Annotated in this window: 15 protein-coding genes and 2 pseudogenes; 12 read left to right on the plus strand and 5 right to left on the minus strand. The window is 72.5% G+C overall.

Translation table 11 applies throughout. The features are described 5' to 3' along the window. Positions 1-186: 186 nt before the first annotated feature. Positions 187-711, minus strand: coding sequence for a hypothetical protein (locus tag ACWD0A_RS32960; RefSeq protein ID WP_451304132.1), 525 nt, complete (start codon positions 709-711; stop codon positions 187-189). Between the two features lie 102 nt (positions 712-813). Between ACWD0A_RS32960 and ACWD0A_RS32965 the strand changes: the two genes are divergently transcribed. The 5 genes from ACWD0A_RS32965 to ACWD0A_RS32985 all read left to right on the plus strand — a co-directional run bounded on the left by ACWD0A_RS32965 (position 814) and on the right by ACWD0A_RS32985 (position 9,022). Continuing rightward, positions 814-3,936 (plus strand): alpha-N-acetylglucosaminidase, encoded by a 3,123-nt coding sequence (locus ACWD0A_RS32965; RefSeq protein WP_451304134.1) that lies wholly within the window; start codon positions 814-816, stop codon positions 3,934-3,936. A 26-nt stretch (positions 3,937-3,962) separates the two neighbouring features. Next, positions 3,963-4,760: a tyrosine-protein phosphatase gene (locus tag ACWD0A_RS32970; protein WP_451304136.1), complete on the plus strand. Its 798-nt coding sequence runs from the start codon at positions 3,963-3,965 to the stop codon at positions 4,758-4,760. Positions 4,761-4,941: 181 nt separating this feature from the next. Next, positions 4,942-6,921, plus strand: a complete 1,980-nt coding sequence (locus ACWD0A_RS32975) for a hypothetical protein (protein ID WP_451304158.1) — start codon at positions 4,942-4,944, stop codon at positions 6,919-6,921. Between the two features lie 62 nt (positions 6,922-6,983). Next, positions 6,984-7,718 (plus strand): TetR/AcrR family transcriptional regulator, encoded by a 735-nt coding sequence (locus ACWD0A_RS32980; RefSeq protein WP_451304138.1) that lies wholly within the window; start codon positions 6,984-6,986, stop codon positions 7,716-7,718. A 416-nt stretch (positions 7,719-8,134) separates the two neighbouring features. Continuing rightward, positions 8,135-9,022, plus strand: a complete 888-nt coding sequence (locus ACWD0A_RS32985; RefSeq protein ID WP_451304140.1) for a phosphatase PAP2 family protein — start codon at positions 8,135-8,137, stop codon at positions 9,020-9,022. Positions 9,023-9,034: 12 nt separating this feature from the next. Here the strand turns inward: ACWD0A_RS32985 and ACWD0A_RS32990 are convergent, their stop codons facing one another. Next, entirely contained in the window at positions 9,035-12,022 is a 2,988-nt protein-coding gene (locus ACWD0A_RS32990; RefSeq protein WP_451304142.1) for a bifunctional [glutamine synthetase] adenylyltransferase/[glutamine synthetase]-adenylyl-L-tyrosine phosphorylase, read from the minus strand. Between the two features lie 290 nt (positions 12,023-12,312). On the opposite strand from ACWD0A_RS32990, the gene ACWD0A_RS32995 reads away from it, so the two are divergent. The 6 genes and pseudogenes from ACWD0A_RS32995 (at position 12,313) to ACWD0A_RS33020 (ending at position 17,736) form a co-directional block, all read left to right on the plus strand. Then, positions 12,313-14,427: a PIG-L family deacetylase gene (locus ACWD0A_RS32995; protein WP_451304144.1), complete on the plus strand. Its 2,115-nt coding sequence runs from the start codon at positions 12,313-12,315 to the stop codon at positions 14,425-14,427. A gap of 103 nt (positions 14,428-14,530) precedes the next feature. Then, a pseudogene (locus ACWD0A_RS33000) lies at positions 14,531-15,050 on the plus strand (pyridoxamine 5'-phosphate oxidase family protein). A gap of 50 nt (positions 15,051-15,100) precedes the next feature. Beyond that, a complete protein-coding gene (locus ACWD0A_RS33005; RefSeq protein WP_307715824.1) occupies positions 15,101-15,532 on the plus strand; it encodes a VOC family protein in 432 nt (143 codons plus the stop codon). 308 nt (positions 15,533-15,840) lie between these two features. Beyond that, positions 15,841-16,638: an SAM-dependent methyltransferase gene (locus ACWD0A_RS33010; RefSeq protein ID WP_451304146.1), complete on the plus strand. Its 798-nt coding sequence runs from the start codon at positions 15,841-15,843 to the stop codon at positions 16,636-16,638. A gap of 146 nt (positions 16,639-16,784) precedes the next feature. Further along, positions 16,785-17,516 carry a class I SAM-dependent methyltransferase gene (locus tag ACWD0A_RS33015; protein ID WP_451304148.1) on the plus strand — a complete coding sequence of 244 codons (732 nt, stop codon included), beginning with the start codon at positions 16,785-16,787 and terminating at the stop codon, positions 17,514-17,516. Between the two features lie 4 nt (positions 17,517-17,520). Beyond that, positions 17,521-17,736 carry a hypothetical protein gene (locus ACWD0A_RS33020; RefSeq protein WP_451304150.1) on the plus strand — a complete coding sequence of 72 codons (216 nt, stop codon included), beginning with the start codon at positions 17,521-17,523 and terminating at the stop codon, positions 17,734-17,736. A 66-nt stretch (positions 17,737-17,802) separates the two neighbouring features. Here the strand turns inward: ACWD0A_RS33020 and ACWD0A_RS33025 are convergent, their stop codons facing one another. From ACWD0A_RS33025 to ACWD0A_RS33035, 3 genes and pseudogenes are all read right to left on the minus strand, one after another. Beyond that, positions 17,803-18,027, minus strand: a complete 225-nt coding sequence (locus tag ACWD0A_RS33025) for an antitoxin (RefSeq protein ID WP_451304152.1) — start codon at positions 18,025-18,027, stop codon at positions 17,803-17,805. A 148-nt stretch (positions 18,028-18,175) separates the two neighbouring features. Next, positions 18,176-18,262: pseudogene (locus ACWD0A_RS33030) on the minus strand (glutamine synthetase); the annotation flags it as partial. Positions 18,263-18,517: 255 nt separating this feature from the next. Next, positions 18,518-19,015 (minus strand): hypothetical protein, encoded by a 498-nt coding sequence (locus ACWD0A_RS33035; RefSeq protein ID WP_451304154.1) that lies wholly within the window; start codon positions 19,013-19,015, stop codon positions 18,518-18,520. A gap of 442 nt (positions 19,016-19,457) precedes the next feature. On the opposite strand from ACWD0A_RS33035, the gene ACWD0A_RS33040 reads away from it, so the two are divergent. Next, positions 19,458-20,306: a hypothetical protein gene (locus tag ACWD0A_RS33040; RefSeq protein WP_451304156.1), complete on the plus strand. Its 849-nt coding sequence runs from the start codon at positions 19,458-19,460 to the stop codon at positions 20,304-20,306. Positions 20,307-20,805 lie beyond the last annotated feature (499 nt).

Consider the following 20,805-nt stretch of genomic DNA (forward strand, 5'->3'; position numbering starts at 1 on the left):
GTGGTGATATGCCGATCGTCCGGGCGAGGGGGAATGTCACCCGCTTACGGGACGTGGCCGGTCCCGCCGGCCGCGCCCCCGGCGGAACCGGCATCGCCGTGTCTGCGGACGCGGTCGTGCGCGGCCTTCCCGGGCCGGCCGGGAAATCCCGGCCGGCCCGCGGTACGGACCGATGGTCGTGGGGCCTCAGCCCCCGTGGCGCCCCTCGTGCTCCTTGTCGTCGTGGCCTTCGCGGTCTTCGTGGCCGCCCTCGTCGCCGCTCTTGCCGCCGGTGTGCGAGCCGTGCTCGGTGCCCGTCTCCACCGTGCCGCCGAGCCGGCCGCGCAGCGCCGCCACCACCTTCTCGTCGCCGACCGCGACCCACTTGCGCCCGACCAGATACGTGCCGCCGTAGTCGTTGGCCTCGTTGATCCATTCGCGCTGGCCGCGGTCGGTGGCGAAGGTCGCGAGGACGTACCGGCCGTCGGCTGTCGCGCAATTGGCCTGCCGCAGCTCGGCCGCGTCCGTCTGGATGTTCGGTTCGCATTCGGCCTGGCGTGCGATCTCCTCCAGGCTGCCGGTCGCCGTCCGGGACTCCTTCGCGTCCCCGCCGGCCCCGACACGCCCGTCGTCGTCGCCTCCCGATGAGCAGGCGGCGGCCAGGGCGAGGACCACAACCGCCAGTCCTGTCCGGGCCGCTCGCCGCGTACTGGTGTTCTTACTCGTCCGCATCCCGCCATGGTGCCCTCCCGCCCTCTCTGCGCGCGGCAAAACCGCGGGTAACGTGCCCTGCGCACGCACCTGTTGTCGCTGGAGCAACACAAAGGAGCGCTGATGAACGAGCTGTCGAGACGTACGCTGCTGGGCACGGCAGGGGCGGTCGGGGCAGGCGCGGTACTCGCCGCGCACACCCCGGCCGTCGCGTCCGAGGGCCCCGCGGCGGTCCCCGCCACCCGTGCGGCGCAGCCCGAGGCGGCCGCCGACGCCGCGTACGCGGCGCTGCGGCGGCTGCTGCCCGGGCACGCGGAGCAGTTCCGCCTGCGGGTGCTGGGCGGCGCGGAGCGGTTCCGTGTCACCGGCTCGACGGGGCGCATCGAGGTGGCCGGAACCAGTGCGGCCGTGCTGCTGACCGGCGTCCACTGGTACCTCAAGTACGTCTGCCGGGCGCACATCTCGTGGTCCGGCTCCCAGCTCGACCTGCCCCGCCGGCTGCCCGCGCCGCACGCGCCGCTGCAACGCGCCGCGACCGTCGCGCACCGGTTCGCGTACAACGACACCCACGACGGCTACACCGCCCCCTACGCCGACTGGCCGCGCTGGGAGCGGCTGCTGGACGTGCTGGCCCTGCACGGCTGCAACGAGGTGCTGGTGACGCCCGGCCAGGAGGCCGTCTACCACCGGCTGCTGAGGGACTTCGGCTACTCGGACACCGAGGCGCGCACCTGGCTGCCCGCGCCCTCGCACCAGCCGTGGTGGCTGCTGCAGAACATGAGCGAGTACGGCGGCCCGATGTCCACCGCCCTCATCGAGCGCCGCACCGACCTGGGCCGCAGGATCGCCGACCGGATGCGGGAGCTGGGCATGCGTCCGGTGCTGCCCGGATATTTCGGCACCGTCCCGGACGACTTCCCGGCCCGCAATCCGGACAGCGACGCGCGCGTGATCCCGCAGGGCACCTGGAACGGCCTGCGCCGCCCCGACTGGCTCGACCCGCGCACGCGGGCCTTCGCCGAGGTCGCCGCGGCCTTCTACCGGCACCAGGCGGAACTGTTCGGCGAGGTCTCGTACTTCAAGATGGACCTGCTGCACGAGGGCGGCACGGCGGGCGACGTACCGGTCCCGGACGCCGCGCGCGCCGTGGAGACGGCGCTGCACACGGCCCGGCCCGACGCGACGTGGGTGATCCTCGGCTGGCAGGCCAATCCGCGCCCGGCGCTGCTGGACGCCATCGACACCGGCCGGGTGCTCATCGTCGACGGCCTGTCCGACCTGGACACGGTCACCGACCGGGAGGCCGAGTGGGGCGGCGCGCCGTACGCTTTCGGCACCATCCCCAACTTCGGCGGCCGGACGACGATCGGCGCGAACACGGACCGGTGGACGGAGAAGTTCACCGCCTGGCGCGACAAGCCGGGCAGCTCGCTGGTCGGCACCGCGTACATGCCGGAGGCCGCGGAGCGGGACCCTGCGGCGCTGGAGCTGTTCAGCGAACTGGCCTGGCGCGAGGAGAAGATCGACCGGGACGCGTGGTTCGCCGAGTACGCGCACATCCGCTACGGCGGTCACGACCGCTCGGCGAGGTCCGCGTTCGCCGCACTGGCGGCGACCGCGTACAAGCTCACGAGCACCGACGGCCGGCCGTACGACTCGCTGTTCAGCCGCCGCCCGAGTCTCACCTCCTCGATCGGGACGGCCTTCGACCCGGCGGGCTTCGACCGGGCCTTCGCCGCGCTGCTGGACCTGCGGCCGCCGCTGCGGGACTCGGACGCGTACCGCCACGATCTGACCGAGCTGGCGCGGCAGGCGCTGGCCAACCGCTCGCGCACGCTCCAGCTGCCGCTGCGCGCCGCGTACCTGGACAAGGACGTCGACACCTTCCGCGCGATCGCCGCGCTGTGGGTGAAGCTGATGCGGCTGAGCGACACGATGGCGGGCTGCCATCGCGCGTTCCTGCTGGGGCCGTGGCTGGAGGACGCCAAGCGGCTCGCCACAAGCCCCGAGGCGGCGGTGGAGCTGGAGCGCACGGCCCGTGCGCTGATCACCACCTGGGCGGACCGGGCGGCCGCGGGCCAGCTCAGCAACTACGCCAACCGGGACTGGCAGGGGCTGATGGCCGACGTCCATGTGCCCCAGTGGGAGGCGTACCTGACCGAGCAGGCCGACGCGATGGCGGAGGGCAGGGCGCCGCGGTCGTTCGACTGGTACCCGGCCGAGGAGGCGTGGACGACGGACCGGCGGGCGTACCCGGTGCGACCGACGGGCGACGCGTACCGCACGGCCCGCCGGGTGTACGACACCCTGGCCGCCGCGCCGTACCAGGGGTTCGTCTCGGTGCGCGTGGAGCCGTCGGCGTTCAGCCCGGGCAGCACGGGCACGGTGACGGCCTCGTTCCGCAACCTCAACGGGCTGCGGGCGACGGGCCGGGTGGACCTGGAACTCACCGGGCTGGACGCCGAGCCGCAGGGCGCCGCGTATCTGGAGAGCGTGGCGGCGGGCGGCAGCGGCGAGGTGGCCTGGCGGGTGACGGCGCCGGACGAGCCGCTGACCGAGCCGCTGGTGCCGATGCCGTACGCGCTGACGACGCGGTACGGGCCCGCCGGCGAGGAGCGGGTGGCGGTCACCCAGCGCAGCAGTGTGCACCTGGCGGCGCCGCTGGACCCCGAGTGGCGCACGTTCACGTCCAACGCGGCCGTGTTCGGGCAGCTCGGTGACCGGCTGGCGATCAACGGCGCGGGCAACGACCTGTGGCGGGGCACGACGCAGTTCGGCACCGCGTACCGCGAGGGCGCGCTGGGCGAGGGGGGCCGTGTGCTGCTGCGGGTGGACGAGCAGGAGACGACGGGCAGTTGGGCGCGGGCGGGCATCGTCGTGCGCAACGCCCTCGGGAAGCCGGGCGACGCGGGCTTCGTGAACCTGGCCGTGACGCCCGGGCAGGGTGTCGTGCTGTCGTACGACACGAACGGCGACGGCACGCTCGACACCTACCGGCGCATCACCGGTGTCAGGGCGCCGGTGATGCTGCGGCTGACGAGGAACGCGGGTGCGTCGTTCACCGGTGCCTGTTCCACGGACGGCGGGTCGACGTGGCGGACCGTCGCGTCGGTGACGGTGCCGGGCACGGCGGCGCGGCAGGACGCCGGGTTCTTCATGAGCGCGGTGAACGGCGGCAGCGGGGCGCGGGGGACGGTGCGGTTCAGCGGGTGGTCGCTGCGGGAAGGTGTCGTGCCCGCCGGCTGACGCCCTGGGCGCATACATTCCGCTCCATGAACGCGATCCCGTCCACCACCGTCGCCAATCTCCGCGATCTCGGCGGCGTCCCCCTGGCGGACGGCGGCACGGTGCGCAGCGGTGTGCTGCTGCGTTCCGGTCAGCTGCACCGGCTCGACCCGGCGGCGGATCCGGCGGTCGCCGCGCTCGGTGTGCGTACGGTGGTCGACTTCCGTACGGCGGCCGAGCGCGACGCCCGCCCGGACCGGGTGCCGCCGGGCGGGCGGCTCCTGCTCGCCGACGTGCTGGCGGACGAGGTCGCCGCGGGCCGGATGCCGGCGGCGGCCCGGCTGCGTCAGCTGCTCGCCGACCCGGCCGCCGCCGAGCAGGAGCTCGGCGGCAGCCGGGGCCGGGAGATGTTCGAGTCGATCTACCGGGCGTTCGTGACCACGGACTCGGCGCGGGCGTCCTACGGGGCGTTCCTGAACGAGCTGGCGGAGCCGGGTGCGACGCCGCTGCTGTTCCACTGCACGGCGGGCAAGGACCGCACGGGCTGGGCGGCGACGATCGTGCTCAGCCTGCTGGGTGCGTCGCCGGATGCGGTGCGGGCGGAGTACCTGTCGGTCAACGCGGCGGTACGGGAGGCGTTCGCGCCGCTGGTGGAGGGCTTCACCCTCCAGGGCGGCCGCCCCGAGACGGCGCTGGGCATCATCGGCGTGGCTCCGGAGTACCTGGCGGCGGCCCTGGACGAGGTCGACGCGCGGTACGGCTCGATGGAGGCGTATGTGACGGACGGCCTGGGCGTGACCCCGTCGACACTGGCCCGCCTCCGCGAACACCTCACGTCACGGTGAGGGGGACGCGCCGCGGTGCGCGCGGCCCGCGGCGGGCAGGCACCGCACTCCGCGTGCGGCCTGCACCGGCTTGGCGCCACGCCGGGGTGCGGCCGGCCTCGCGCGCCGGGGTCGACGCGGGCGCGGCGGCCCCTTACCGGTCCGCGACCGCGCCTTGTGACCATAGGACGATTCGCTCGTTCTGTTGAACGTGCGACCACAGGATGCCGTCACCGAAGCAGACACCTCCGCCGTCCCCCCGCCGCCCGTCCCCCTCGGGGGCGAGGTCGGTGTGGAGGAGGCGGAGGCCGCGCTCGTCGAGCACTATCCGCGGCTGGTACGGATCGCCTACCTCGTACTGCCGCCGACTCTCGGCCGCAACCGCCGCGTGCTGACAGCGCATGCGATCGCGCAGCGGTCGCTGCCGCGCGGCCGTGGGGCGGTCTCCGGCGGGGCCGCCGTGCCGCGGGCCCGGCGCCCGGCGGGCACTGCGGACCCCGGCTACGCCTTCTTACGCGACCGGGTGCTGCGCCAGGCGCTGGAGGCCGGGCTCCCGCTGCGGCGCCTGGCGCGGCCGCGGCGCGCCCAGTTGCCGCCTCTGCTGCCGCACATCTGGGGCCTGCGGGTCTTCCCCCGCTCCGGCGGCGCGGACGAACTCGCCCTGGACCAGCGGCTGTCCGCGCTCGGCGGACCCGCGCGCGCGGCCTACGTGCTGCGCGGCCTCGAACGGCTCCCGGACACGCAGGTGCGTGACGTCCTCGCCGCCGCGGGCGCGGCGGACCCGGACGCGGCGCTCGCGGAGGCGGACGCGGTGCCGGGCGGGAAGAAGGCGGCGGCGCTGCTCGGCTCGCCCGAGTTCGACCCGTGCTCCCTTCAGGTGCGGCCCACGGACCTCATGCGCCGCCGCCAGCATGCCAAAGCGGGCCTGGTGGCCGTCGCGGCGCTCACGGTGTGCGGGGCGCTGCTGGGGCTGCCGGGCGGCGGGTGGGGGGCGGACGCTGCGGCCCCGCTCTACGCCCGCAATCCGGCGGCCGAGGCCGCGCTCGACCCGGACAGGCTGACGCGGGCCGAGCCCGGAGCCTGGCAGCACTCCACGCGGCGGGACTTCTCGGTGTGGCCCGCGCGCGGCCCGCTCGTGGGCGACCGGGGCCTGCTGCGGCGGGCGCTCGCGGTGTGGGCGCGACCGGGTGCGACGGTCCAGGTCTCGGCGACGCCGGGCACACCGTCCGGCCCGCTCATGGGGCCGCCGCACCTGCTGTTCGCGGGCGAGGTGGACGCGGCGAAGGTGGTGCTGCTGCACGACGGCCTGCGGGTGGCGCGTTACGCCGAGCCGCGCGACGGCTCGCCCGGCGCGGCGCTGGACTTCGCGCGGACGGACGGCGCGGACACGGCCTCCGCGGCGGCGCTCGTCGTGGCCCGCGCGGGCGCGGACGTCCGTTATCTGACGGCGCCGTGGGTACGTCAGGTGTCCGTACGGGACCTGCTCGCGCCGGCGGCCCGGCCGCGCCCGCTGCCGCGGGACGCCGACGGGCTCACCGCCCCGCTCCCCAGCCCCTCGCAGGCGCGTGTCTGCCGTGCGTGGCACACGCTGGAGGCCGTCGAGGCGGGCGGCGGGGTCCGGGTGCTGACCGACCTCGGCGAACTGACGCCCGCGCGGCTCACCTTCGGCCCGCCCGCCGCCCCGAAGGACGCCACCGGACCGGCGGCCCGCGCGTCCTGGGCGCGTACGGCCTGTTCGCTGGCAGGGGTGCGCGCGCACGGCGTGCGCAGCGTCAACGCCTGGGAGTACGCCCGCCAGAAGCTGCCGGAGGCCAACGGCACGGCCGCCTGGCTGTGCACGCGGGCCGAGACCTGGCGGGGCGGAGGCGGACGCGTGATGGCCCAGTTCCACCCCCCGGCCGACCACCCCGGGGCACCGGGCACCGTGGTGGCGCGGGCGGAGGACGCGCCGTCGTGCGGGGTGCGCGAGCCCCGGGCGCTGGCGGGTGTGCTGTGGAAGTCGCAGGCGGGCCAGTGGTACGTACTCGCCGCGGGAAGCGGACAGTTCGCCTCGCTGACCGTCTCCGGCGGGGCCACGGGCGAGAGCGCCGGCCGCGTGCTGGCGGTACGGGCGCGGGAAGGAACGCGGGCGGAGCTGAACGGCCGTCTCGCGGACGGCACCCGGGTCCGCCCGCTGCACTGAGCGGTGTTCCGCGCACAGGGACCCGGAGGGGAACGCTCCGCCCCGGTCTGTAGGGTGTCGGCATGACGACCGGGGTGCGGCGCAGGATGGGCGTCGAGGAGCGCAAGCAGCAGCTGATCGGTGTGGCGCTGGAGCTGTTCAGCCACCGCTCCCCCGACGACGTCTCCATCGACGAGATCGCTGCGGCCGCGGGCATCTCGCGGCCGCTCGTCTATCACTACTTCCCCGGCAAGCAGAGCCTGTACGAGGCGGCGTTGCGCCGGGCGGCCGACGAGCTGGCCCGGCGGTTCGAGGAACCGCACGACGGCCCGCTGGGGGCGCGGCTGCTGCGGGTGATGGGTCGCTTCTTCGACTTCGTCGACGAACACGGCCCGGGCTTCTCGGCGTTGATGCGCGGCGGCCCCGCCGTCGGCTCGTCCACGACCAACGCGATGATCGACGAGGTGCGGCAGGCCGCGTTCGACCAGATCCTCGCGCACCTGGGGATCGGGACGCCGTCGCCGCGGCTGGAACTGGTCGTGCGCTCCTGGGTCTCGCTCGCCGAGTCGACCGCGCTGCTCTGGCTGGACGGCCGCAGCATCCCGCGCGCCGAACTGGAGCTCCAGCTCGTGCACGACTTCGCGGCGCTGACCGCGGTGAGCGCGGCGTACGACGAGGAGATGGCGCGGATCCTGGTCGCCATGCTCGCGGACGAGCCGGTCGAGGGCCCGTTCGGCGACCTCGTCGGCCGCCTGCTGGCACTCGCGCCCGCGCTGGCGCAGGTGCCCGCCCAGCGCCCCCACCCGGGCAGGGGCTGACCGGGGCAGAGGCCGTCGACGGTCGCTGCCGGTGCGGGTTCCTCGGGGCGGAGCGACCAACCGGCCGGCTTCCCCCGGTACGGGCCGGGCGCTGCTCGCCCACGCCGAGGGGTGTGTCGCTGCCGCGGGGCGCGCGACGGCCCGGCTCGACTGCCTGAGCAGCAACCCCGGCTGCGGACGTCCTACGAGGACGCGGGCTGCGCCGTGGTCGGCGAGGAGCCCGCGAAGCGGGCGGCGGACGGAAGCCTGTACGGGGTGCTGCTGCTGGAGAAGCACCTGCCGGCCGCCCGCATCGCATTCGGGGCACCCCGACTCTCGCCCTGACGGACCGCTCGTCCGTAAGGTGTACCGCGTGCGGCGCGAACCCGTCCAAGGGATGATCAGTCTGGGCCGTGGATCTGGCAGACTCTCGACCCATGGGTGAAGCGACCGTGAAGACTCTGGACAGCCGGACGGCGACCCCGTCACCCATGGTGGACGACGAGGCCACCGCCGAATCGGTCCAGACCGGACAAGTCCGGCGCGCCCCCCGGTCGCCGCGCCGCCCCCGTATCTGGTTCGAAATCCTGCTGATCGCGGTGAGTTACTGGACGTACTCGCTCATCCGCAACGCGGTACCGGAGCAGCGGACCCAGGCCCTGCGCAACGCGGACTGGATCTGGGAGGCCGAGAAGACCCTCGGCATAGCGGTGGAGCAGTCGGTCAACCACGCCGTGAATTCGGTGACATGGCTGATCGTGTCCATGAATTACTACTACGCGACACTGCACTTCGTGGTGACCATCGGTGTGCTGGTGTGGCTCTACCGCGGACACCCCGGCCGTTACGCCGCCGCCCGCCTCGTCCTCTTCTCCACCACCGGTGTGGCGCTGGTCGGTTACTACCTGTATCCGCTCGCGCCGCCCCGGTTGATGAACGGGCAGCACTTCATCGACACCGTTCTCGTCCACGAGACCTGGGGCTCGATGGCCTCGGGCAACTTCAAGAACATGTCGAACCAGTACGCGGCCATGCCCTCGATGCACATCGGCTGGTCGCTCTGGTGCGGCCTCGTCATCTGCGCGCTGGCGACGGCGCCGTGGGCGAGGATCCTCGGCGTGCTGTACCCGACGCTGACGCTGGTCGTCATCGTGGCGACGGCGAACCACTTCTGGCTGGACGCGGTGGGCGGCATGATCTGCCTGGCGTTCGGCTTCGGGGTGTCGTACGCGTGGTACCGGGCGCTGCCGCACCGGTTGCCCCGGCTGGTGGAGGACCCGAACCGGCCCCGGCGTTTCCGGCATCTGCTGCCGACGCGCGCCTAGGCCCGGCGTGCGCTACGCGCCGTAGAACAGCTCCTCCACCACGGCCCGCGCCCGCCGCGTCACCCTGCGGTAGTCGTCCAGCATGTCGCCCACGTGGCCCGGGCCGTAGCCCAGATAACGGCCCACCGCCGCCAGTTCCCGGCCGTCCGACGGGAACGTGTCGCCCGCCCGGCCCCGCACCACCATCACGCCGTTGCGCACCCGCGTGGCGAGCACCCACGCCTCGTCGAGCGTCGCGGCGTCCTCGGCGGAGATCAGACCGGCCTCCCGCGCCGCCGCCAGGGCCTCGCGGGTACGGGTGGTGCGCAGGCCCGGCACCTTGCTGCCGTGGCGCATCTGGAGCAGCTGGACCGTCCACTCGACGTCGCTCAGACCGCCGCGGCCCAGCTTGGCGTGGAGCGTCGGGTCGGCGCCGCGCGGCAGGCGTTCGGACTCCATGCGCGCCTTGAGCCGGCGGATCTCCCGTACGGCGTCCTCGCCGAGTCCGTTCTCCGGGTACCGCAGCGGGTCGGCCAGTTCGACGAACCGGGCGCCCAGTTCGGCGTCGCCGGCCATGGGACGCGCGCGCAGCAGGGCCTGGCTCTCCCACACGAGGCCCCAGCGGCGGTAGTACGCCTCGTAGGAGGCGAGCGTGCGCACCATGGGTCCGCTCTTGCCCTCCGGCCGCAGGTCGGCGTCGATCAGCAGGGGCGGGTCGGCGGTGGGCAGCTGGAGCAGCCGCCGCATCTCGGCGACGACGGTGTTCGCGGCGCGCGCCGCCTCCTGTTCGTCCACGCCGTCGCGCGGCTCGTGCACGAACAGCACGTCGGCGTCGGAGCCGTAGCCCAGCTCGCCGCCGCCGAAGCGGCCCATGCCGATGACCGCGAACCGGGTGGGCAGCGTGTCGCCCCACTGGTCGCTCACGGCGGCCCTGAGCGCGCCGGCGATCGTCGCCGCGGTGAGGTCGGTGACCGCCGTGCCGGCCCGGTCGACGAGGGCTCCGGGGTCCGCCTCGGCGGGGCTGTCCTCGGTGCCGTACGAGGCGATGAGGTCGGCGGCGACCGTACGGAACAGCTCGCGGCGGCGCACGCCGCGGGCCGCGGCGACGGCGGCCTCGGCGCTGTCCGCGCGCCCGACGGCGGCGAGCACCTCCTGTTCGAGGTGGTCGCGTCCGCGGGGCCGGAGGCCCTCGGGGTCGCCGAGGATCGCGACGGCCTCGGGGGCGCGCAGCAGCAGGTCGGGGGCGAGCCGGCCGGCGGACAGCACCCGGGCCAGGTTCTCGGCGGCGGCGCCCTCGTCGCGCAGCAGCCGCAGGTACCAGGGCGTCTTGCCGAGTGCGTCGGAAACCTTGCGGAAGCCGAGGAGGCCCGCGTCGGGGTCGGCGGAGTCGGCGAACCAGCCGAGCAGCACCGGCAGCAGCGTGCGCTGGATGGCGGCCTTGCGGGACACCCCCGACGACAGCGCCTCCAGGTGGCGCAGGGCGGCGACGGGGTCGGCGTAGCCGAGGGCTTCGAGGCGCTGTCCGGCGGCCTTGGGGCTGAGCCGGATCTCGCCGGGCGCGAGCTGGGCGACGGCGTCGAGCAGCGGCCGGTAGAACAGCTTCTCGTGGAGCCGGCGTACGACCGAGGCGTGCCGCTTCCACTCCCGGTTGAGGTCGGCGACCGGGTCGGTGCGCAGCCCCAGGGAGCGGCCGAGGCGGCGCAGGTCGGCCTCCTGCTCCGGCACGAGGTGGGTACGCCGCAGCCGGTAGAGCTGGATGCGGTGCTCCATGGCGCGCAGGAAGCGGTACGCGTCGTCGAGCTGGGCGGCGTCGGCCCGGCCGACGTACCCGCCGGCGGCGAGCGCCTGGAGCGCCTCGAGGGTCTTGCCGCTGTGCAGGGAGGCGTCGCTGCGGCCGTGGACGAGCTGCAGCAGCTGGACGGCGAACTCGACGTCGCGCAGCCCGCCGGGTCCGAGCTTGAGCTCGCGCTCGATCTCGGCGGCGGGGATGTTGTCGACGACGCGGCGCCGCATCTTCTGCACGTCGGCGACGAAGTTCTCGCGCTCGGCGGCCTGCCAGACGAGCGGGGAGACGGCGTCGATGTACTCCTCGCCCAGTGCCAGGTCCCCGGCGACCGGCCGCGCCTTGAGCAGCGCCTGGAACTCCCAGGTCTTGGCCCAGCGCTGGTAGTAGGCGAGGTGGCTGGACAGGGTGCGCACCAGCGGGCCGTTGCGTCCCTCGGGGCGCAGGTTGGCGTCGACGGGCCAGATGGTGCCCTCGACGGTGGTCTCGGAGCAGATGCGCATCAGGTGCGAGGCGAGGCGGGTGGCGGCCTGGAGGGCCTTGCTCTCGTCGGTGCCGTTCGCCGGTTCGCCGACGAAGATCACGTCGACGTCGGAGACGTAGTTCAGCTCGTGGCCGCCGCACTTGCCCATGGCGATGACGGCGAGGCGGCAGGCGGCGGCGTCGTCGGGTGCCGCGGCGCGGGCGATGGCGAGCGCGGCGCGCAGGGTCGCGGTGGCGAGGTCGGCGAGTTCGGCGGCCGCCTCGGCGACGTCGGTGGTGCCGCACACGTCGCGGGCCGCTATGGCGAGCAGGCAGCGGCGGTAGGCGACGCGCAGCGACACGGGGTCGTTCGCCCCGGCGAGCCCGGCCTCGAACTCGGCCACGCCCGGGTGCAGGTCGGCGGACTCGTACGTGAACAGCGCCCGCCAGTCGCGCGGGTGGCGGGCCAGATGGTCGCCGAGCGCCTCGGAGGCGCCGAGGACGCCGAGCAGCCGGTCACGGAGGGGCTTGGCGGTGGCGAGGGTGTCGAGGAAGCGGCGGCGTTCGCCGTCGTCGTGGGCCTCCACCACGCGCACCAGGCCGCGCAGGGCGAGGTCGGGGTCGGCGGTGGCGGCGAACGCGTCGAGCAGCACGGGGTCGGCGCGGACCGGGGCCATGTCGGGGAGGTCGAGCAGCCGCTCGGCGGCGGAGGGGTCGGTGAATCCGTGCCGAAGGAGTCGCGTGAAGGTGCTGCTTCTGCGCCCCGGCGCCGTCATCCCGGTCTCCCGTCCTCGCCCTGATCAGCGTGCCGGTTCGAGCCTAGTCCCCCACCAGACCGGCCTCGGCCCCGCGGACCACGCGCGGTACCTGTCGGACGTGACGTACGAGGCGCGTGAGATTCGCCATGTTCGGCGCACAACGCCCGCGATGAACCGCATGCTCGGTATTTCCGTCTTCACGGCAGGCCGGTGCCGATCTTCGTGCCCGTATGCGACGGGCCGCACACGACGCGCGCCGGCCGGAACCTCGTCCGCTGGAAATCCTGAACACCGAAGGCACCACCGCAATGCGCTCGTCCGGGCCCCGCCGCCGCTTCACCCTGCTCTCCCGCCGAGGCCCGACGGCGGCCCTGCTGATCGCCCCGGTCGCCGTGGCCGGCTGGTTCTACGGCGCCGATGCCGCCGGCTCCGGCGCGACGCGCAACCCGCCGAAGGTGCAGACGGCCCGGCCGGCGGCCGTCCAGGAGAGCCCGGCCCCCACGGGGCCCGCCCCCACCTCCGTGGTCCAGATCGTCGCGCACCCGGACGACGACCTGTTCTTCATGAACCCCGACACCCGCCAGTCGGTCGACTCCCGCTCCCGGCTGACCTCCGTCTACCTCACGGCGGGCGAGTCCGACGGCGTCAACGCGGCCCGCACCGGCCCGCTCGCCCCCTCGGTCAGGCCCGCCGCCGACAAGGCCCGGTACGCGGAGGCCCGGCAGAACGGCATACGCGCCGCGTACGCGGAGATGGCGACCGGCGACCGGACGAGCCCGTGGCGGCGCACCGCGATACCGACGGCCGGTGGCGGCACCGCCGAGCTGGACGTGCTCGTGGCCCGTCCGGAGCTGTCCCTGGTGTGGGTCCAGCTGCGCGAGGCGGGCTCCATCACGGGCGACCGGCCCGTCAGCCTGCACGGTCTGTGGGACGGCCGGGTGTCCGAGCTGCCCTCGCAGCTGGCGTCGGGCTCCCCGGTGAAGCGGGACTTCGCGTACAGCAAGGCGCAGGTCGTCGACACGGTCGCGGGGCTGCTGCAGCGGTTCGCGCCCACGCACGTACGGATGCAGGACCCGACGCCGGGTCTGGTCGCCGGCACGGACCGGCCGACCGACCACCAGGACCACCTCTTCGGGGCGCGGTTCGCGCAGGCGGCGCTCGCGCGGTACGCGGCGACGCCCGGCCACCCGGCGTTCAGCGTCCAGAACTACCTCGGCTACTTCACCAGCGGCCTGCCGCGCACGCTCGACCCGGAAACGGCGGCGGCCAAGCTGCGCACGATGCACACGTACGCGTGGACGGACGACCGGAACTACTGCGGCGCCGAGGCGGGCTGCGGCGACCGCAAGGTGGCGGCGCGGCCCGGCGGCCACGGCTGGACGCAGTCCGTCCGCTACACCCGGGGCGAGTCGACGTCCTGGATGCAGCCCGGACGCGGCGACGAGCTGTGGGCCTTCTCGGTCCTCGACACGCGCCTCGCGGTCTGGCACCGCGGCGCACGGGGCGCCTGGACCGGTCCCGAACTGCTGCCCGGCACCGGGCTCGACAGCGGGGTGACGTCGGTGCGGCTCGCGGACGGCCGGATCGCGGTGTTCGCGACCCGTACGACCCTGGGCGCGGGGCCCGCCGACTACCGCCGCGAGGTGGTGACGGCGGTGCAGCGCACGCCGGGCGGCGCGTTCGGGCGGTGGCATTCGCTCGGCACGCCCGAGAAGGACGACGCGTCCGGTCTCTCCGACATCTCGGCCCCGGCGGCGACGGTCGACAAGGCGGGCCGGATCACGGTCTACCTGCGCAACGGCCACTACTCGCTCAGCTCGGTCTCCCAGCGCCTCGACGGCTCCTGGACGGCGTGGCGCGAGCGCGGCGGCGAGAACCTGCACGGCGACCCGGCCGTGGCGTCCGACGCGAGCGGCCGCCAGCACGTCTTCGTCAGCACCCCGCTGTCGGTCTGGTCCTGGACGCAGGCGAGGCCGGGCGCCCCGCTGAGCGGTCCCACCCCGACGGACCTGCCGCCGACGACGCTCACGCTGAGCGCGGCGCCGGAGGGCGACGGCGTACGGCTCTGGTTCCGCAGGCCCGTGTCCGGCGCGGTCCGCACGGTCCACTTCTCGGGCCCCCTGGCCTCGCCCGTGACCGAACTCGGCGGCGTCGCGGGCTTCGGCCCGGTCAGCGCCTCCGGCCCCGGTCACGCGCTGCTGGCGGTCCGCTCCCGGACAGGCGTACCGGGCACCTACCTGCCGGCGCCGGGCGGCACGGGCACGGCGGGCCGGTCGGCCGGTACGCCGCGGTGGCGGGCGGGCGGGCCGCTGTTCGTCGGGGCTCCGTCGGGCACGGAGACCGGCGTGGGCGCGATCGGCCAGGACGGGCGGCTGTACTGGTCCGGTCCCGGGGCGCCGGAGGCGTGGCAGCCGGTGGGCTGAGCGAGCCCGGAGCTCGGTGCCGGGGCGAGCGACGAGTACGGGCGCCGCGCCGGGTCTGTCTCTGTGCAGCCTCCGCAGGCACACGACGTGAGAGGACAGAGCGATGTCCGTGACCGACCCCGTTGTACAGCTCGATCCCCGCTTCAGCGACCCGAAGGCGGCCGCCGCGTCCTGGCCCGAGACAGTGGCCCGGATCGCGGCGGCCGAGGTGTTCTGGCTGACGACCGTACGTGCCGACGGCCGCCCGCATGTCACGCCGCTGATCGCCGTGTGGCACGACGACGCCCTGCACTTCTGCATGGGGTCCTGGGGAGCAGAAGGCACTGAACCTGCGCGCCAACCCTCACGTGGTCCTCACGACCGGGTCGACGAACTCGCTGAGCGAGGGCGACGACGTGGTGGTCGAGGGCGAGGCGGTCCGGGTAACGGACGAGGCGACGCTGCGCACGCCGGCGCGCCTGTGGACCGAGAAGTACGGCGAGAACGGGACTTTCGAGGTCCGCGACGGCGTGTTCGCGCACACGGCCGGCGAGGCTTTGGTATTCCGGGTGGCGCCGCGGAAGGCGTTCGGTTTCCACAGGGGAGAGCCGTACGGCCAGACCCGCTGGAGTTTCACCGGCTGACCCGCTTCCCCGCTCCACTCCTCGCTCCTCCGACAACGTAAGGACCCGCCATGGAAATGACCCTCGAAGTCGTCACGGTCCCGGTCACGGACCTGGACCGCGCGAAGACGTTCTACGGGGAGGCCCTGGGGTTCAAGGTCGACCTGGACGACGAGGTCGCCCCGGGCATGCGCATCGTCCAGCTCACGCCGCCCGGCTCGCGCTGTTCCATCGCGCTGATGACCGGAATGCCGCGCCACCCGGACCAGCCCGAGATGGCCCCCGGCTCCCTGCACGCCCTCCAGCTGTGCGTGACGGACATCGCGAAGGCGCACTCGGAACTCATGTCGCGCGGGGTGCCGGTGACGCCGATCCAGCACGTGGGCGCGACCGGCTGGGAGGACGGCCCGGGCGACGTGTGGAACGCGTTCATGTTCTTCAAGGACCCGGACGGCAACACGTGGTGCGTGCAGGAGGCGCCGTCACCGCTGTCGGAGCGCTGACAGAGCCGGCGGCCTGTGCGTCACGCGTCGCCCGAATCGCGCAGCCGTCGGTCGAGCGGGTTCGTCGCGTACGCCGCCCGCCGAGCCGAAGGAAATCGCCGCGAAAACCTGCTCCGGGTCGGCCCGCAACGGCCCCGTCACGGCCCTTCACGGGGTCCCGCGCGGCAGCGCGGGGGCAGCCGGACAGGGGCGGGTCCGAAGAGTGGTGAGCGGCCCGCACACGGCCGCCCGCAACGTGCACACACCCCACCTGACCTGGGATCTCTCCTCCGTCCGGCATAGCGTTGTCCCCGAGGGAAGGGGACCTGATGCACCGGAACATCCGCAGCGTCGACGACGTACTCGCACTCCTGGACGGCCTGTTCGCGCCCGAGGCCGATCGGTGGACCGTCAAGGGGGCCGACTGGTGGGACGGCTTCTACGCCGACCGTGACAAGTCCGTGCCGTTCTTCGTCGCGAAGCCGGACGAGAGCCTGGTCTCGTATCTCGACCGGGGGCTCGTCCCGGCGCGCGGGCGGGTCCTCGATCTGGGGTGCGGGCCGGGACGGAACGCGGTCCGGCTCGCCGCCGCCGGGTTCCGCGTCGACGCCGTCGATCTGTCGCCGACCGCCGTGGCATGGGGCGAGGAGCGCGCCCGGGAGGGGGGCGTGGACGTCCGCTTCCACTGCGGGGACGCGTTCACGGCCGAGCTGACCGGACCGTACGACCTGGTCCTCGACTCCGGCATGTTCCACCACCTGCCGCCGCACCGCCGCGTCAGCTACCTCGCCCTGCTCGACCGCGTCCTCGCGCCCGGCGGGCATCTCTTCCTCACCTGCTTCGCCGCCGGCGGGATGGGGTCGGAGCTGCCGGACACCGAGTTCTACGGGCGGGCCCGCCTCGAGGGCGGACTCGCGTACACGCCCGAGGAGTTGCGCTGGGTCTTCTCCGACCTGGAGGAGGTCGAGCTGCGCCGGATGCGCGAACAGCCCCCGGAGTCCGCGCACTTCGGAAAGTCCTTCCTCTGGACGGCCCTGTTCCGTCGGAACGGATCCCCGCAGGATCCGACCAGAGTTGGCGCCGGCCGGTCTCGAAGCGGCTCGGCACGCCGGGACACCAGCACTTGATGACTTGCGTGTCGCACTGCTTCCGAAATGGGGGTTTTCACGGAACAGCTCGGCGAAGGAGGGGAATTGAGAACCAGTCAGGACATCTGCGGGGACCGCTGCCACACAAAGGACGCGCTGTCCGACCCGGCCGTTAAGGTCGTCCCATGACCATCGAATCCGAGAGGGGCCGGCCTCAGGCGCGCGGACTTCAGGGGAACGGACCTCAGACGAACGAGGCCGGGGCCGGCGGGCCCCGGGAGGGCGAGCCCGCCTTCCTCACCGACACCCGCGCCTCGTACGACGCCATCGCCGCCGACTACGCCGACATGTTCCGCGCCGACTTGGAGGCGAAGCCGCTGGACCGCGCCACGCTCACCGCGTTCGCCGAGTTGGTCGAGGGCCGCGTCGTCGAGGTCGGGTCCGGGCCGGGGGAGACGACCGCGTATCTCGATGGGCGGGGAGTGGACATCTCGGGGATCGACCTGTCTCCCGCGATGGTCGCCCTCGCCCGGCGCACGTTTCCGGGGCTGCGGTTCGACGAGGGGTCCATGACCGCGCTCGACCTCGACGACGGCTCACTCGGCGGGCTCGTCGCCTGGTACTCCGTCATTCATGTCCCGCCCGCCCAACGGCCCGCCGTGTACGCCGAGTTCCACCGCGTCCTCGCTCCCGGCGGCTATCTGCTCATGGGGTTCCAGGTCGGTCACGAGCCCGTGCGCCACACCGAGGGGTTCGGGCACGAGATCTCGCTCGACTTCCACCGGCTGATGCCCGAACAGGTCGCGGAGCAGCTGGAGTCGGCCGGCTTCGAGGTGCGGGCGCGGATGGTGCGGGAGGCGGAACCGGGTGAGAAGACGCCGCAGGCCCATCTCCTCGCCCGCCGCCGCCTGTCGTGACGGCATGACGACGATCGACGCTTCCCGCACCGCCCTCGTGCCGGAAGCTCTGATGGGCCGGATCGTGTCGCGTGCGACCACGGGTACGACCTGGTCTTCGCCGAGGACGACGGCCGGGCTCACCGCCGGCGAGCACCACGCCTCGGTCACGCTCGGCTTACCGCGGATCGGCGGCGTGGCCGACACCGCTACGGAGGTGGACCGCCTCACCGGTCCCTGACGGCCCCCGGCACACGGCGGCCCGGACCGGGGACGTGCGCCCCCGGTCCGGGCCGGCCGGTCGCTGTCAGGCCCGCGGCGGCTCGTCCGGCCCGCGGTCCGGGCCGGGGGCGGGCCGGCCGCCCTCACCGCTGCCGAACTGCTCCCTCATCTTGTCCTGGGCCGTGTCCACGTGGCGCCTGTGCTTGCCCTGGGTCCTGTCGTCCACGTAGTCGCCGCCCTTCTCGATGCCCTTGTTCGTCTGCTCAGGGTGGCCTTTGAGCATGTTCTTGATCTTGTCCATCATGGACATGGGGTTTTCCTCCTCGGCGCAGGGTCCCCCGTCCCTCCCAGGGTCACGGCACCCCGCGGACTTCGCATCCGCAGGAGGAGAGGGCCGGTCCCCGCAGGCCAGGCGGCCGGGAGCCGCCGGGAACGCGCCGAGGATCCGCCGAAGGTCCCTACAGCACCGGCAGGCTCTTGCGCAGCTCGAAGGCCGTGACCTCGGAGCGGTACTCCTCCCACTCCTGCTTCTTGTTGCGCAGGAACTTGTGCCGCTCGCATGCGACCTCAGAGGACCCAAGGCAAGACAGGCGCGACCAGCAGTCGGGCGGCCGTCTTGGTCGTTGTTGGTCACTCTAGGCCGCCCTTCGACGGCCCACAGACGGCCCAGCTCTAACCGGGCACGGCTCCGGAGGCCCCGTGCGTCACACGAGTCTCTGCTGGTCAGCGACCTGCGAGTGACATTCCGAGCCTTGTCGGTCCACGAATAGGCCGCACCTCGCGGAAGGCGTTGTTGGACGTCACCCGGTGGTGACGTGGGCACAGAGGCTGCGCTGCTGGTACCCGCCGGGTACGTCTGCTCCTATGGCCACCCAGAATCCCACGGAATCGCGTAGGTGCCCACCCAGGGTGTGCCATGCCAGGCCTGGAACGTCGATCCGCAGCGCGGCGAGGCCGGCAGAAGCCAGACCGCATCGCTGATACTCCGGCAGCGTATAAGGCTGCTCGACCCACCCAAGCCGACAGCGCCGGCAGACCTGATAGTCGACGCTGAACGCGAAGTCACCATCCAGGTTGGCTGCCCGCTGACGCCAGTCGTCGCCCCGCTCTGCGGAGATGGTGTCCTGCCATGGCGTGTCTAACCGTGGAACGCTCGTCCATCCGCTCCGCCGCCCAAGCCGCCCGCGGCTCACTCGCTGCAACATCTTGCGCCAGCGCCTCTGCCCAGACACCCGCCCTACTTCGTGGGCCTGACCGGCCAAGCGCTTCGCTGCTTTCCTGTCGTCATCGCTCGTCATGGTGCTCATCGTTCCCCGCCCATGCGGATGAGGGGCTCTGTTTGCAGAGGAAGGCTGGGGGGCTCATCGGCCACGCTCAGACTGAGGGCCCCCTCGAACCACTGCTTTGTAAGCCTGGCACCGCCCGCGGACACGTCCTCGCTGGTTATCTCGCGTGCCACAGCGCCGAGTCTGTCCGCAGATGCCTTTGCCGCTGCGGGCTCCGACTGACCGTGGTTGACCACTCGATCTGGCACGGAACTGGCATGCGGGGGCGTCACCCCACCTGCTTTGTAAGTGCAAGCCTTGCCGCCGCTGGACGTCGGAGCCACAGGTAATCGCAGCGGAGGCCGCGTACCGGACACAGCCTCACGTCATCCATTTGGTCCTCATCTGACGACACAGCGACTACATGGCCCGAGAATGTAAGAAGACCTACGGAAATTGATGAAAAGAGGGAAAAGTGAGTGGATTTCTTAGAGGTGATCGAAAAACGGGAGGGGATTCGATTACAGCGTCAAGCGACAGCCGTAATGAGGAGGGTTCACATCCTGTCGATGCACTCGACCGCGGCGAAGAAGACCCCAATAGAGCCGCCGCTCGGGAGCGCCAAATCTGGCTTAACTCGCGCGAGCGCAAGAAAGCTGTTCTCTGGGCCCCTCTCATAGTTGTAGCATTGATACCGTTCTTTGCGAGTCTGGGAGGGCTGATCTCCGTAGCGCTAGATGAGGATGCCTTTTTGGGGGCAGTCCTCGGCGGCTTCATGGTCACCTATTTTGGAATACCCGGACTATTCCTGTACTACCGTCAGATGCGACGAGATCTGCGCGGTCGCATACTGCTTGGCCAGCTCGAGGAATTGCAAAGAGACGAGGAGGCCAGCGGTAGCGACTTCGCATCATTGTGGGCCCACACCCAGAAACGGCTAAATGTCTATCATAAGATTTCCACAAGACAGGCCGAACGTAGCTTTCTTCATGCCCAGATAGCGGCCGGTGCAGGATTTATCGCGATCGTTTCCTCGGCGCTTATTGCAGGATTCGCCAGAACCACCACAGCGTCAATTGTCTCCGGGGTCACGGGGATATCTGGTGCTGCAATGGCAGCTTACATCGGGGCAACCTTCACCAAAACCCAGGAGAGGTCATCTGCACAGCTCAAGGCATATTTTCTTCAACCGGTTGAGCTGTTGCGGTATCTCACCGCCGAGCGCCTCCTTGATCATCTGCACGGCAAAGCGCGACGAGTTGGTACTGAATGGATAATAAAGTCTATTGCGAGTCAGCCCAAGACCCCACCGCAGGACGAATGAACAGCGTCGCCGAGGCTGCACACCATCCCGACCACGAGACCGGCTGTGCGGGCATGAGTCTCAGCGGGCGGCCATTGCCTCTTGGGGGCCGTTTTGGGCGCCGGCTGCTCCGCAACTCCCGCCGCTGGTCTGTTCGCTCTGGCTGGTCGAAGTAGGTCATCGTTGGCCGCTACCGAAACCCTCGGAGGATCCAGAGCGGAGTCAGCACTGAGGCGGATCCCCTCGATGCGAACTATCGGCGGGGCGGTCGCTGAGGTCTGCCAGGCTGGCTTCTCGGCTTCTCAGGTGCGCTGAAGGTCCGCTGCGGTCGGCGTGGTTGCTGTACTGCACTGCTGTACAGCAACTAGCGCACCGATCACTGCTTTGTAAGCCTGGCGCCGATCACAGGACGGTCCTGGCTGGTCTGATGAGGATCTGTGAAATCGGCCAGTGCTGCTCTTCGTTCCCCAGTCGGTTGCTGCCAGGCAACGATGGCCGGGGCCGCCCGTGCTGTGTCGGC

This window comes from Streptomyces sp. NPDC002867 (assembly GCF_053591895.1).

What these genes read in the sequence shown, in the direction of transcription:
- ACWD0A_RS32960 (WP_451304132.1), bottom strand. Translation starts at nt 711, where the DNA reads ATGCGGACGAGTAAGAACACCAGTACGCGGCGAGCGGCCCGGACAGGA.
- ACWD0A_RS32965 (WP_451304134.1), top strand. Translation starts at nt 814, where the DNA reads ATGAACGAGCTGTCGAGACGTACGCTGCTGGGCACGGCAGGGGCGGTC.
- ACWD0A_RS32970 (WP_451304136.1), top strand. Translation starts at nt 3,963, where the DNA reads ATGAACGCGATCCCGTCCACCACCGTCGCCAATCTCCGCGATCTCGGC.
- ACWD0A_RS32980 (WP_451304138.1), top strand. Translation starts at nt 6,984, where the DNA reads ATGACGACCGGGGTGCGGCGCAGGATGGGCGTCGAGGAGCGCAAGCAG.
- ACWD0A_RS32985 (WP_451304140.1), top strand. Translation starts at nt 8,135, where the DNA reads ATGGGTGAAGCGACCGTGAAGACTCTGGACAGCCGGACGGCGACCCCG.
- ACWD0A_RS32990 (WP_451304142.1), bottom strand. Translation starts at nt 12,022, where the DNA reads ATGACGGCGCCGGGGCGCAGAAGCAGCACCTTCACGCGACTCCTTCGG.
- ACWD0A_RS32995 (WP_451304144.1), top strand. Translation starts at nt 12,313, where the DNA reads ATGCGCTCGTCCGGGCCCCGCCGCCGCTTCACCCTGCTCTCCCGCCGA.
- ACWD0A_RS33005 (WP_307715824.1), top strand. Translation starts at nt 15,101, where the DNA reads ATGGAAATGACCCTCGAAGTCGTCACGGTCCCGGTCACGGACCTGGAC.
- ACWD0A_RS33010 (WP_451304146.1), top strand. Translation starts at nt 15,841, where the DNA reads ATGCACCGGAACATCCGCAGCGTCGACGACGTACTCGCACTCCTGGAC.
- ACWD0A_RS33015 (WP_451304148.1), top strand. Translation starts at nt 16,785, where the DNA reads ATGACCATCGAATCCGAGAGGGGCCGGCCTCAGGCGCGCGGACTTCAG.
- ACWD0A_RS33020 (WP_451304150.1), top strand. Translation starts at nt 17,521, where the DNA reads ATGACGACGATCGACGCTTCCCGCACCGCCCTCGTGCCGGAAGCTCTG.
- ACWD0A_RS33025 (WP_451304152.1), bottom strand. Translation starts at nt 18,027, where the DNA reads ATGTCCATGATGGACAAGATCAAGAACATGCTCAAAGGCCACCCTGAG.
- ACWD0A_RS33035 (WP_451304154.1), bottom strand. Translation starts at nt 19,015, where the DNA reads ATGACGAGCGATGACGACAGGAAAGCAGCGAAGCGCTTGGCCGGTCAG.